We start from the raw sequence: 12,870 nt of genomic DNA on the forward strand, positions 1-12,870 counted from the left end.
AAACGAAAACCCCGGCGCTGGGGGCGCCGGGGCAAGCTGTCCGGAGATCGTCTTTTGGTTATGCGGCGCGGCGCCGGTGGTCCGCCGCTCCGGCCGTGTTCAGCCGGAAGTTCCCGAGCAACGCCTTGAGCTGCTCGCTTTCCTGGGTCAGCGTCCCGCCGGCGGCGTTGGTTTCCTCCACCATCGCGGCGTTCTGCTGGGTCATCTGGTCCATCTGGTTGACCGCGGCGTTCACCTCGGCAAGGCCCGTCGCCTGCTCGCGGGCGGAGGTGGCGATCGAGATCACCTGGTCGTTCACCTGGTTGACGAGGGCCTCGATCTCGGTCAGCGCATCGCCGGTCGAGCGCACCAGCGTGACGCCGTTGCCGACTTCGGCGGCCGAATTGCTAATGAGGCCCTTGATCTCCTTGGCCGCATTGGCCGAGCGCTGGGCGAGCTCGCGCACCTCCTGCGCCACGACCGCAAAGCCCCGGCCCGCCTCGCCCGCCCGCGCCGCCTCGACGCCGGCATTGAGCGCGAGCAGGTTGGTCTGGAAGGCGATCTCGTCGATCACGCCGATGATCTGGCCGATGCGGCTGGAGGCGTCCTCGATGCGGCTCATCGCGGCGACGGCGTCGCGCACGATCGTGCCCGAGCGGTCCGCCGACTGCCGCGTCTCGGCCACCATCCGGCTCGCCTCGGCGGCGCGTTCGGACGCATTGCGCACGGTCGCGGTGATCTCGTCGAGCGCCGCGGCGGTCTCCTCCAGCGAGGCCGCCTGCTGCTCGGTACGGTGCGAGAGGTTGTTGGCCGCCCCGGCAATATCAGCGGCGCTGCCGTGCACGACGTCGGTCGAGCGGGAAATGGCGCCAATGACGCTGGAAAGGGCTTCGACCGCGCGGTTGAAGTCCTCGCGCAGCTTGGCGTATTCCGGCGCGATCGCATCGATCGAGACCGTCAGGTCGCCGGCGGCCAGCCGCTCCAGCGCCTCGCCCACGGTGTGCATGGCATCGGCCTGGCCCTGGCTGACGGCGCGCTGGCGGCGCTCGCCTTCCGTCCGCTCGTCGTCGAGCCGTGCCTGCTGCTCGCTGTCGCGGATGCGCAGCTCCGCCCGCTCGGCGACCGACTGGCGCAGCACCGAGACGACCTTCGCCATCTCGCCGATCTCGTCCTTGCGGTCGGTTTCCGGCACGTCGCCCGAAACGTCCTCCTGCGCGATCGCCTGCATGGAGGCCTTGAGGCGCATGACCGGGCCGGTGACGCTCTTCACGATGGCATAGGCGGCAAGGATGGTGGCAAGCCCGCCGGCGGCGAGGATGACGGCCATTTCGATGGCATTGCGGCGGAACAGGGCGGCAAGGTCGTCCGCGTAGACACCCGTGCCGACGACCCAGCCCCAGGGGGCAAAGCCCGCGACATGCGAATATTTCAGCACCGGCTCCTCGAAGCCCGGCTTCGGCCAGTAATAGTCGACGAAATCCTGGCCCGTGGGGCTCGCCTTCACGGCCTTCACGAATTCGGTGAAGATGTGCTTGCCGGTCGGATCCGCCATGCCGGACTGGTCCGTGCCGTCGAGCGCCGGCTTGATCGGATGCATGACGATCACGGCGTTCATATCGTTGATCCAGAAGTAGCCGCTCTCCTCGTAGCGCAGTGCCCGCACGGCGTCCTTCGCCCGCGTCTGGGCCTCCTCGCGCGTCAGCGTTCCGGCGGTTTCGAGCTCATGGTAATGCTTGAAGAGCGTCAGCATGTTCTCGTCCATGGCCGCGAGCTTCGACTTGCGCTCGGCGACCATCGCGTCCTGGTAATGGTAGAGACTATAGACGAGCGCCGCTGCGAATATCGTCAGTGCGAGGCCGACAAGTAGTGACAGGCGCGTGGATATTCTCAAATTCTTCAACGGATTCTCCTGGACGTTCCGGAACGCGGCGTTCCTCATCGTCGAAAATCCGGGAAACCCTTTAAAATCGTATAAAACTGTAGTCATCAAATCTTGGAGATCAGAGATACTTGGAAGTACCTTCCGTAAGGATAGCTCCCCCTCTTTCTCCTGCGCCGCCATTCGGCTAGACCGGAAGGAAAGACGGAAAGGAACCTCATGACCGACAGCAGGACACCGAACGGACAGCTCACCCTTCGCACGCTCGCCATGCCGGGCGACGCCAATGCCGCGGGGGACATCTTCGGCGGCTGGGTCATGGCGCAGATGGACCTTGCCTCCGGCATCCGCGCCGCCGAGCGCGCCAACGGCCGCGTCGTCACCGCCGCCGTCAAGGAGATGGCCTTCGAGCTGCCCGTGAAGATCGGCGACACGCTCAGCATATACACGGACATCGCGCGCGTCGGCCGCACCTCGATCACGCTGACGGTGGAGGCCTGGTCGCAGCGCTACCTCACCACGACGCTGGAGAAGGTGACCGGCGCCACCTTCGTCATGGTCGCCCTCGACCGCGACGGGCACCCGACCCCCGTCCCCGTCGAATAGCCGGCGGGAGGCGCGCCATGGAACAGGTCCCGCACGATCCCGCCCTCTTCGGCCATGTGCGCGTCGTCATCGGCATGGTGGTCAGTCTCAGCGTGGCGCGCATCCTCACCGGCGTCGCGCTCTTCGTCCAGCATCCCGGCAAGGTGAAGGCCTATCCGGTCCACCTCGCCTGGGCCGGCTTCCTCCTCCTCTTCCTCCTGCATTTCTGGTGGTGGGAGTTCCGCCTCCAGGCGCTGACGACCATCGGCTTCGGCGTCTATCTCTTCCTGATCAGCTATTGCTGCCTGTTCTTCCTGCTCGCCGTCTTCCTGTTTCCCACGACGCTGGACGACTATGCCGGCTACGAGGACTATTTCTATTCGCGGCGCAAATGGTTCTTCGGCGCCTTCGCGCTCGTCTTCGCGGTCGATCTTCTGGACACGGCGCTGAAGGGAAAGGCCTATTTCGGCTCGTTCGGCTACGAATACCCCGCCCGCAACGCCGCCTTCATCGTGCTGTGCCTCGTGGCGGCCTTTACGGCGAGCCGGCGCTACCACACCGCCTTCGTCACCCTCGGCATCCTCTACCAGTTGAGCTGGATCTTCCGCGCCTTCGACATGCTGGAGTAAGGCGCTTAGCCCTTGAAGACGAAGGCCGCTCCGGCGGCGATCAGCATGAAGCCGACGGCGTGGTTCCAGGTCAGGCTTTCCTTCAGCCAGAACACCGAGAAGCCGGCGAAGACGAGGAGCGTAATGACTTCCTGCATCGTCTTGAGCTGCGCGGCCGAATAGACCTCGTGGCCGATGCGGTTGGCCGGCACGGCAAGGCAATATTCGAAGAAGGCGATGCCCCAGCTCGCCAGCACCGCCACGAAGAGCGGCGCGGACTTGAACTTGAGGTGCCCGTACCAGGCGAAGGTCATGAAGACGTTCGAGAGGCAGAGCATGACGATGGGCCAGACGGCCGCGGGGTTGAGGCTGAAGGGCATCGGCGAATCCTGAAACCGAGGAAATAAGCCATCGGCATAGCTCAGCCGCCGCCGCCGTCAAGGCCGCAGCGCGTGTATTGCCGCGATCTGCCGTCAAGACGATCCCATGCGTGTCGTCCGGGCCTCAACCGCGCGGTGAAGCAGCCGGAACGCGCGGCAGGCTACCGCCGCGAAAACCCGCCCTCATCGGCATCGCCACCGGCACACCACCCGGATCACCCGCGACAGGGCGCCACGGCGGATTCGTTTCCCTTTTGTACTCGTCACCCCTTCCCTTTCGCGGTGACTCTCTCCATATTCCCCGCATGGCCAGATCACCGAAGAAATCCAGCGCCCCGAACCCCGGTTTCGAGGAAGCCCCGCAATCGCCCTTCGAGGGAGAGCCGCTCTCCGGCAGCGTCTCCGACTGGGTGAAGCAGCTTGAGGCCGAGGCGGAGGCCGCGAGCATCGAAAGCCGCCGCGAGGTCGCATCCAAGGCCGGCAAGCACCGCAAGACGGTTGAGAACGCCGCGCGCCGCCACACCGAGCAGGTCACCGTCTCCAAAACCTCCCGCGGCGTCTCCATCGGCGGCTCGTCCGATCCGAAGACCCGCACCGCCGCCGGCCTCAACCCCGTCTCCGGCCTCGACGTGTCGCTGGAGGACGCCGCCGCGCTCGACAAGGGCTCCGGCGTCACCGCCACCGTGGAGGCGCTGTCGAAGCTCATCGAGAGCGGCAACCCGCTGTTCAAGGACGGCAAGCTCTGGACGCCGCACCGCCCCGCCCGGCCGGAAAAGTCGGAAGGCGGTATCCCGATCCGCATGATCAGCGACTACCAGCCCGCCGGCGACCAGCCGACCGCCATCAGGGACCTCGTCGACGGCCTTGCCGAGGGCGAGCGCAGCCAGGTCCTGCTCGGCGTCACCGGCTCGGGCAAGACCTTCACCATGGCCAAGGTGATCGAGGAGACGCAGCGCCCCGCCGTCATCCTCGCGCCGAACAAGACGCTGGCCGCGCAGCTCTATTCCGAGTTCAAGAACTTCTTCCCGGAAAACGCGGTCGAATATTTCGTCTCCTACTACGACTATTACCAGCCGGAGGCGTACGTCCCGCGCTCGGACACCTATATCGAGAAGGAATCCTCGATCAACGAGCAGATCGACCGCATGCGCCACTCCGCGACGCGCTCGTTGCTGGAGCGCGACGACTGCATCATCGTCGCCTCGGTCTCCTGCATCTACGGTATCGGCTCGGTCGAGACCTACACCGCCATGACGTTCCAGATGCAGGTCGGCGAACGGCTCGACCAGCGCCAGCTCCTCGCCGACCTCGTCGCCCAGCAATACAAGCGCCGCGAGATGGACTTCCAGCGCGGCTCCTTCCGCGTGCGCGGCGACACGATCGAGATCTTCCCCGCCCACCTTGAAGACGCGGCATGGCGCATCTCCATGTTCGGCGACGAGATCGACGCCATCACCGAATTCGACCCGCTGACCGGCCAGAAGACCGGCGACCTGAAATCGGTGAAGATCTACGCCAACAGCCACTACGTCACCCCGCGCCCGACGCTGAACGGCGCCATCAAGAACATCCGCGAGGAGCTGAAGCATCGCCTCGTCGAACTGGAAAAGGCCGGCCGCCTGCTGGAGGCCCAGCGCCTGGAGCAGCGCACGCGCTACGACCTCGAAATGCTGGAGGCCACCGGTTCCTGCGCCGGCATCGAGAACTATTCGCGCTACCTCACCGGCCGCCGCCCCGGCGAGCCGCCGCCGACCCTTTTCGAATACGTGCCCGACAACGCGCTGATCTTCATCGATGAAAGCCACGTCACGATCCCGCAGATCGGCGCCATGTACCGGGGCGACTTCCGCCGCAAGGCGACGCTGGCCGAATACGGCTTCCGCCTGCCCTCCTGCATGGACAACCGGCCGCTGCGCTTCGAGGAATGGGACGCCATGCGCCCGGATACGGTCGCCGTCTCGGCGACGCCCGGCGGCTGGGAGCTGGAACAGTCCGGCGGCGTCTTCGCCGAGCAGGTCATCCGCCCGACCGGCCTCATCGACCCGCCTGTCGAGGTGCGTCCGGCCAAGAGCCAGGTGGACGACGTGCTGGGCGAGATCCGCGAGACCGCGCAGGCCGGCTACCGCACGCTCGTCACCGTCCTCACCAAGCGCATGGCCGAGGACCTCACCGAATACCTGCACGAGCAGGGCGTACGCGTGCGCTACATGCATTCCGACATCGACACGCTGGAGCGCATCGAGATCATCCGTGACCTGCGCCTCGGCGCCTTCGACGTCCTCGTCGGCATCAACCTGCTGCGCGAAGGCCTCGACATTCCCGAATGCGGCTTCGTCGCCATCCTCGACGCCGACAAGGAGGGCTTCCTGCGCTCCGAGACATCGCTCGTCCAGACCATCGGCCGCGCGGCGCGAAACGTCGACGGCAAGGTCATCCTCTATGCCGACCAGATCACCGGCTCGATGCAGCGCGCCATGGACGAGACGACCCGCCGCCGCGAAAAGCAGGTCGCCTACAACGAGGCGCATGGCATCACCCCGGAATCGGTGAAGGCGAAGATCTCCGACATCCTCGACTCGGTCTACGAGCGCGACCACGTCCGCGCCGACATTTCCGGCGTCTCCGGCAAGGGTTTTGCGGATGCCGGCCACCTCGTCGGCAACAATCTCAAGGCCCATCTCGAAGCGCTCGAAAAGCAGATGCGCGATGCCGCCGCCGACCTCGACTTCGAAGCCGCCGCCCGCATCCGCGACGAGATCAAGCGCCTCAAGGCCGCCGAACTCGCCGTCATGGACGACCCGATGGCGCGCGACGAAGCGCGGTCACAGGAAGGTGGAGGAAAGGGCAAAAGCTCGGCGAAGCCGCAAGGCCAGGCGGCCGTCGCCGGTCGTCCTGCGCCCCGTGCGGAGACCAGCCCGAAGGGCGGTACGGCCGTGAGCACAGAAGAGAATGGCAAAAGCTATTTTGCCAAACCCTCGCTCGACGACATGGGCCCGGGCACCGACACCGAACGCCCGCTCTTCCGCAAGCCCGACCTCGACGAGATGGGCCGCGACGTCGCCACCCCGGCCGGCAAGTCCCTCTTCCGCAGGAACACCCTCGACGAAATGACCGTCGGCCGCACCGAAAAACCCGTCACCGGCGACCTCCCCCAACGCCCGGACGAAACCCTCTCCACCAAGAAACGCACCGCGCCCCTGCCCGACGAACCGAAGCCGGTCCGCCGGGAAAAGATCGGCGTGGGAAGCTATGAGGATCCGGGTGAAGCGAAGCGCAAGGGGCGCACCAAGGGCAAGACGGGGCGGCCGGGGCGGTAAGCCGCCACGCCGAGGCCGGCCCAATTGACGGCAAGCCCTTACCCTCACCGAAACGATTATCGCTTATGGAATTCTGCGTTGCAGCTCTTCCTTCTCCCCTCGGGGAGAAGGTGGCCCGAAGGGTCGGATGAGGGGGTGGCGCACTGAACGCCTTGGCTTTTCCGCCTTCGGCGCCCCCTCATCCGCCGGCCGGCACCGTCTCCCCGAGGAGAGAAGGAAAGGTGTGGCAACGGCTTCCCTTCAAATGCGATGGGACTGCGTTCTCTGAGGAAGACCCCGCAAGGTCAAATTCCACAAGCTATTCCGCCGCCTCGCCCTTCACCGGCTCCAGCGCCGCGGCCAGCTCGTAGGAATAGCCTTCCAGCATGGCATAGGCCTGCTCGATGGCCTGGATCTGCCCTTCCGCGTTGTGGATCGCCTCGGCGATCGACTGGGAGCGGGCGCGCAGCATTGAACCGAGGAAATCCGTGCCGGTCTTGCGGCCGAGGCGATCGATATGCTGGCGCACGCGGTTGCGGTGGCGTTCCAGTTCCAGGATGTGGAAGCGGCTCTTGACGATGTCGTCGGAGAGTTTGCGGCGCATCGCCGCCAGCGGGTCGAAGCTGCCAGGCTCGCGCTCGTCGAGGATGACGTCGTTGACCAGCGGTTCGAGCAGCATCAGGCCCTTGAGATCGCGCGGGTCGGCGAGCTGTGGGTCGAAGCCGGTGTCGTCGAAGACTTTTCGGCGCACGGGGTCGCGCAGGAGGTCGTAGCAGGCCTGCAGGCGGGCGAACTGGTCGGTATCGCCGCCCGAATCGGGATGCATGCCCTTGGCGGCCTTGCGGTAGGCGGTCTTGATCGCGCCATCGTCGGCGTCGCGCTCCAGTCCGAGCATGGCGTAGGGATCGATCACGCGGCCACCTGTCTGTTTCTGCCTGTCTTTCGCAAGTCCGGACGCAAAACCGCTGCGCACTTTTGCTGGACCTGCTTCTGTACTGCTTCGTTCGTTGTTTACGCCGTTTTCCGACCCGGAGGGGACGAAATTGTGGTGACGCGGCGGCGATGCACAGAAAGCGTTATTCCGCCGCCTCGGTCCCGGTCTCGGCCTGGGCCCGCGCCGACAGCACCGCCGCGAAAGCCGCCGCGATCACCTCCGGCCCCGCGCCGGGCTTCGTGGCGTCGGCCGAAAGGATCTGCCGGTAGCGCCGCGCGCCCGGAAACCGCTGGAAGAGGCCGATCATATGCCGCGTCACATGCGCCACCCGTCCGCCGCGCGCGCTCACCTCGGCCGCATAGGCCATCATGGCGTCGCGCACCGCTTCCCAATAGTCGGCCGGACGATCCTGCGGGCTGGAGGGGATACCGGAAGGCTGGCCTCCCATGAGCGGATGCGGAAAAAGTTCGTCCACACCCGTCAGGACGCCGCTATCCTGATAGGCAGCCCTTCCGAGCATGACGCCATCGAGGCCATCCATCTCTTCAACAGCCTGACTCAAAGTATGAAGCCCGCCATTGAGGCCGATGAAAAGATTCGGGTTTTCCGCCTTCAGCCGCCGCACCAGACCATAGTCGAGCGGCGGGATATCGCGGTTCTCCTTCGGCGAAAGCCCCTGAAGCCACGCCTTGCGCGCATGGACCCAGACGGCATCCGTGCCGGCCGCCTTCACCTTCGAGACGAGATCGCGCAGCGCCACTTCCGGATCCTGGTCGTCGACGCCGATGCGGCACTTGACGGTCACGGGAATGGCAACCGCCGCCTTCATCGCCGCCACGCACTCGGCCACCAGGTCCGGCTCGCGCATCAGGCAGGCGCCGAAGGTGCCGGATTGCACCCGGTCCGAGGGGCAGCCGACATTGAGGTTGATCTCGGCATAGCCGAACCCCTCGCCGATCCGCGCCGCCTCCGCCAGCTTTTCTGGGCTGTTGCCGCCGAGCTGGAGCGCCACCGGCTGCTCCACGACGTCGAAGCCGAGCAGCCGGTCGCGATTGCCGCGCAGGATCGCATCGGCGACGATCATCTCGGTGAAGAGCAGCGCGTTCTTCGTGAGCTGCCGCGCGAAGACGCGGTACGCCCGATCGGACCAGTCGATCATTGGCGCGGTGGCGAATATCTTCGTCCCCGTCTCCACGGCCTGCCGGTAGAATGTGCCTGTCGTCGTCATGGCGCGGCTCATACTCCATATGGCCGGGAAAAACCACCCTCGGCCTTTCCTCGCCCCGCCGGATGGATGCTAGAGTGGCCGCGAGGATTCGAAGGAGGAACCCGATGCCGCTCTACGCCCTTGACGACCGGACGCCCACGCTTCCTGCGGACGACCGCTACTGGGTGGCGCCCGATGCCAATGTCATCGGCAAGGTCATCCTCGGCGAGGATGTCGGCATCTGGTTCGGCGCGACCTTGCGCGGCGACAACGAGCCGATCATCGTCGGCGCGCGCTCGAACATCCAGGAAGGCACCGTCGTGCATACCGATCCCGGCAAGCCGGTGATCATCGGCGAAGGCTGCACCATCGGCCACGGCGCCATCATCCACGGCTGCACCATAGGCAGCAATTCGCTGATCGGCATGGGCGCGACGGTGCTGAACGGCGCGGTGATCGGCAACAATTGCCTCGTCGGCGCCAATGCGCTGGTGACGGAAGGCAAGGTCTTCCCCGACAATTCGCTGATCGTCGGCTCCCCGGCGAAAGCCGTCCGCACGCTGGATGCCGAGGCCATCGAGGGCCTGAAGCGCTCGGCCGAAGGCTACGTGCGCAACTGGCAGCGCTTCAAGAGAGGCCTGAAGCCGATCGGCTGAAGCATTTCCAGCAAAAGTGCGCAGCGGTCCTGCGTCTGGAAATGCGGGAAAATCCGGGTTTCAGGCGCAGCCGGCGCAGGTGCCGCGGATCTCGATGGTCGTCTTGCCGGTCTTGAAGTTGCGGTCCCTGGCAAAGCTCTTCAGCCGCTCCTCGATCACATGGTCGTGGAACTCCGTCACCTTGCCGCAGGTCTCGCAGATCGTGAAGGCCGTCAGGCCATGGGCATGGCAGCCCTCGTCCGGGTGGGCGCAGGCGACGAAGGCGTTGATGCTTTCGAGCCGGTGCACGAGGCCGAATTCCAGCAGCTTGTCGAGCGCCCGGTAGACCTGCAGCGGCGCGCGGAACCCGTCGTCCCGCAGCTTGTCGAGGATGGTATAGGCGCTGAGCGGGCTGTCGGAATGCGACAGCACGTCGAAGACGAGGCCCTGGTTGCGCGTCAGTTGCTGCGTGGTCATGGGGCTTGTCATGCCGGGCCTCCTTCACTTGCGGCCACTCCGCTCGTCCTCGGCTTCGTCAGCAGGCTTAGTATGAACAGGCCAAGCGCTGCAACCACGATCGAGGGACCGGAGGGCGTGTCGAATTTCAATGAACCGAACAGCCCGCCGACCACCGCCAGCGCCCCGACGACGGAGGCGAGCACGGCCATGATCTCGGGGCTCGTGGAAAACCGCCGCGCCGTCGCGGCGGGAATGATGAGCAGCGAGGTGATCAGCAGGATGCCGACGATCTTCATGGCGATGGCGATGACGAGCGCCATCAGCAGCATGAAGACGAGCCGGGTCTTCTCCGGCTCCATGCCCTCGGCTTCCGCCAGTTCCGGGTTGACCGTCGAGGCGATCAGCGGCCGCCACATCCAGATGATGGCGAAGGTGACGAGGATCCCGCCGCCCCAGACGAGGTCCACATCGGCGCGCGAGACGGCGAGGATATCGCCGAACAGGAAGCCGACGAGGTCGATGCGCACCCAGGTCATGAAGGAGACCATGACGAGGCCGATGGCGAGCGTCGCATGCGAGAGGATGCCGAGCAGCGCATCGGTGGAGAGCGTGCCGCGCTTCTGGAGCAGCAGCAGCAGCACCGAGACGGTCGCCGCGACGACGAAGACGCTGAGAAGCAGGTTGACGTTCATCAGCAGCGACAGCGCGACGCCGAGCAGCGCCGAATGGGCCATTGTATCGCCGAAATAGGCCATGCGCCGCCAGACGACGAAGCAGCCGAGCGGGCCGGCGGTGACGGCAAGCCCGACACCGGCGACGAGCGCGCGCATGAAGAAATCGTCAAGCATCGCGCCGCTCCTGACTGTCCGCCCCGCGCGCCGGCTCGTGGCCGCAGCCGCAGTTCGGCCCGTGCACATGCCCGAGGCGCATCGGCCCCGCCCGGCCGCCGTCCGGCAGGATATCGACGGGATGGTGGCCGTCGTCCGGCCGGCAATCGTCGGTGATCGAGCCGTCGGCATGCAGCACGCGGCCGTCCGGCAGATGCGTGTGGTCGTGGTGGTGGTTGTAGAAGGCGAGCGTCTGGCCCGCCCGCGCGCCGAAGAGGCGCTGATATTCCGGGCTCTGGCTCACCGTTTCCGGCGTGCCGCGGCAACAGACATGGCCGTTGAGGCAGATGACGGTATCCGTCTCGGCCATCACGACATGCAGGTCGTGCGAGATGAGCAGGATGCCGCAGCCGGTCGTGTTGCGGATCGTCTTGATGAGGTCGTAGAGCGCGATCTCGCCGGAAAAGTCGACGCCCTGCACCGGCTCGTCGAGGACCAGCAGGTCCGGCTTGCGGGCGATGGCGCGGGCGAGCAGCGCGCGCTGGAACTCGCCGCCGGAAAGGTGCTGCACCTCCGCGCGCGCGAGATGCCGGATGCCCGTCGCCTCCAGCGCCGCGTCGATCTCCGCGCCCTTGAGCGGCGAGGTCAGCGTCATCAGCCGGTCGACGGTAAGCGGCATGGTCCAGTCGACGGCGAGCTTCTGCGGCACGTAGCCGACCTTGAGCCCGGCCTTGCGCTCCACCCTGCCCTCGTCCGCCTTCAGAACGCCGATCGCCGTCTTGGCGGTGGTCGACTTGCCGGAGCCGTTGGGGCCGATCAGCGTGACGATCTCGCCGGGCGAAATCGAGAATTCCACGCCGCGCACGAGCCAGCGGCCCTGGCGGCGCACGCCGACACCCGCGAGCGAGACGAGCGGCTGGAGGGTCCTGGTGGAGGTTTGCAGCATCATTTTTTCCGAAAAGCCTGTTGCCACCCGATATGGCACACGTTATAGCATAACGCAATTGATGTAATAACATTACATTCACATTCAAGACGGAGATTCCATGCAAAAGGCCGTTCGCACCCTCCTTCTGTCCACCGCGCTCCTTGCCGCCGGCACGCTCGCCGCGCGGGCCGAGGCGCCCGATGTGGTGGTTTCGATCAAGCCGATCCATTCGCTCGTCGCCGCGATCATGCAGGGCGTCGGCAAACCCGGCCTCATCGTCGAGGGCGCCGCCTCGCCGCACACCTATTCGCTGAAGCCCTCAAACGCGGCAGCGTTGCAGGATGCGGATGTCGTCTTCTGGGTCGGCCACGGCCTGGAGGCCTTCCTGGAAAAGCCGCTGGAAACGCTGGGCAGCAAGGCGACCGTCGTCGAGCTGGAAGACGCGCCAGGCCTCGAAAAGCTGCCTTTCCGCGAGGGCGGCCCCTTCGAGGCGCATACGCATGAAGGCGAGGACGGCCACGACCACGCCCATGAGGGCCACTCGCACGACGGGGACGGCCATGACCATGCCAAGGAGGCCGAGGGCCACGATCATGGCGAGGAAGCCGGCCATGAGGACCACGAGCACGGCGAATTCGACATGCATCTCTGGCTGAGCCCGGACAATGCCCGCGCCATCGCCGCCGAGGCCGCCAAGGTCCTTGCCGAGAAGGACCCGGCCAATGCGGAAATTTACAGGAAGAACCTCGCCGGCCTGAACGACAGGCTCGACGCGCTCGACAAGGAGATCGCCGAGACGGTCGCCCCGGTGAAGGACAAGCCCTTCATCGTCTTCCACGACGCCTATCAGTATTTCGAGCACCATTATGGCGTCCTGACCGCCGGCTCCATCACCGTCAGCCCGGAAACCCTGCCCGGCGCCGAGCGCCTGACGCAGATCCGCGACAAGGTGAAGACCCTCGGCGCGACCTGCGTCTTCGCCGAGCCGCAGTTCGAGCCGAAGCTGGTGAACGTGGTGATCGAGGGCACGCCGGCGAAATCCGGCACCCTCGACCCCGAAGCCGCCACGCTCGACCCCGGCCCGGACCTCTACTTCACCCTGATGAAGGGCATCGCCACATCGCTGCGCGATTGCCTTGGACAGGGCGGCTGA

At 66.0% G+C, this 12,870-nt stretch carries 12 protein-coding genes; 5 read left to right on the forward strand and 7 right to left on the reverse strand.

Annotated features, from left to right (window positions below; genetic code table 11):
- Nucleotides 1–58: 58 nt before the first annotated feature.
- Nucleotides 59–1,879 (reverse strand): methyl-accepting chemotaxis protein, encoded by a 1,821-nt coding sequence (locus tag L0976_RS01450; protein WP_234185702.1) that lies wholly within the window; start codon nt 1,877–1,879, stop codon nt 59–61.
- Between the two features lie 198 nt (nt 1,880–2,077).
- Between L0976_RS01450 and L0976_RS01455 the strand changes: the two genes are divergently transcribed.
- Together L0976_RS01455 and L0976_RS01460 are read left to right on the forward strand one after the other, a co-directional pair.
- A complete protein-coding gene (locus L0976_RS01455) occupies nt 2,078–2,464 on the forward strand; it encodes an acyl-CoA thioesterase (protein ID WP_203319130.1) in 387 nt (128 codons plus the stop codon).
- A gap of 17 nt (nt 2,465–2,481) precedes the next feature.
- A complete protein-coding gene (locus tag L0976_RS01460) occupies nt 2,482–3,072 on the forward strand; it encodes a hypothetical protein (protein ID WP_203319131.1) in 591 nt (196 codons plus the stop codon).
- A gap of 5 nt (nt 3,073–3,077) precedes the next feature.
- Here the strand turns inward: L0976_RS01460 and L0976_RS01465 are convergent, their stop codons facing one another.
- On the reverse strand, nt 3,078–3,431 hold the full coding sequence (locus L0976_RS01465; protein ID WP_234185703.1) for a DMT family protein: 354 nt from the start codon (nt 3,429–3,431) through the stop codon (nt 3,078–3,080).
- Between the two features lie 305 nt (nt 3,432–3,736).
- Here L0976_RS01465 and uvrB point away from each other — a divergent pair, with 305 nt between their 5' ends.
- The gene (gene uvrB / locus L0976_RS01470) at nt 3,737–6,748 is read left to right on the forward strand and encodes an excinuclease ABC subunit UvrB (protein WP_234185704.1); all 3,012 of its coding nucleotides are present in this window, start codon (nt 3,737–3,739) and stop codon (nt 6,746–6,748) included.
- A 298-nt stretch (nt 6,749–7,046) separates the two neighbouring features.
- On the opposite strand, the gene L0976_RS01475 is transcribed toward uvrB, so the two are convergent.
- A complete protein-coding gene (locus L0976_RS01475; RefSeq protein ID WP_234186195.1) occupies nt 7,047–7,622 on the reverse strand; it encodes a J domain-containing protein in 576 nt (191 codons plus the stop codon).
- 181 nt (nt 7,623–7,803) lie between these two features.
- Nucleotides 7,804–8,889, reverse strand: a complete 1,086-nt coding sequence (dusA, locus tag L0976_RS01480) for a tRNA dihydrouridine(20/20a) synthase DusA (protein ID WP_234185705.1) — start codon at nt 8,887–8,889, stop codon at nt 7,804–7,806.
- Between the two features lie 104 nt (nt 8,890–8,993).
- Here dusA and L0976_RS01485 point away from each other — a divergent pair, with 104 nt between their 5' ends.
- Nucleotides 8,994–9,524 carry a gamma carbonic anhydrase family protein gene (locus L0976_RS01485; RefSeq protein ID WP_203319135.1) on the forward strand — a complete coding sequence of 177 codons (531 nt, stop codon included), beginning with the start codon at nt 8,994–8,996 and terminating at the stop codon, nt 9,522–9,524.
- 60 nt (nt 9,525–9,584) lie between these two features.
- Here L0976_RS01485 and L0976_RS01490 read toward each other — a convergent pair whose 3' ends face one another.
- The 3 genes from L0976_RS01490 to L0976_RS01500 are packed head-to-tail and all read right to left on the reverse strand — an operon-like array spanning nt 9,585 to nt 11,735.
- Nucleotides 9,585–9,980, reverse strand: a complete 396-nt coding sequence (locus L0976_RS01490) for a Fur family transcriptional regulator (RefSeq protein WP_203319755.1) — start codon at nt 9,978–9,980, stop codon at nt 9,585–9,587.
- Nucleotides 9,981–9,988: 8 nt separating this feature from the next.
- Nucleotides 9,989–10,810, reverse strand: coding sequence for a zinc ABC transporter permease subunit ZnuB (gene znuB, locus L0976_RS01495; protein ID WP_234185706.1), 822 nt, complete (start codon nt 10,808–10,810; stop codon nt 9,989–9,991).
- On the reverse strand, nt 10,803–11,735 hold the full coding sequence (locus tag L0976_RS01500) for a metal ABC transporter ATP-binding protein (protein WP_234186196.1): 933 nt from the start codon (nt 11,733–11,735) through the stop codon (nt 10,803–10,805). Before L0976_RS01500 ends, znuB begins: the two co-directional genes overlap by 8 nt.
- A gap of 100 nt (nt 11,736–11,835) precedes the next feature.
- Between L0976_RS01500 and znuA the strand changes: the two genes are divergently transcribed.
- Entirely contained in the window at nt 11,836–12,870 is a 1,035-nt protein-coding gene (gene znuA / locus L0976_RS01505; protein WP_234185707.1) for a zinc ABC transporter substrate-binding protein ZnuA, read from the forward strand.

It is taken from the genome of Shinella sp. NM-101 (assembly GCF_021401195.1).
Lineage (GTDB): Bacteria > Pseudomonadota > Alphaproteobacteria > Rhizobiales > Rhizobiaceae > Shinella.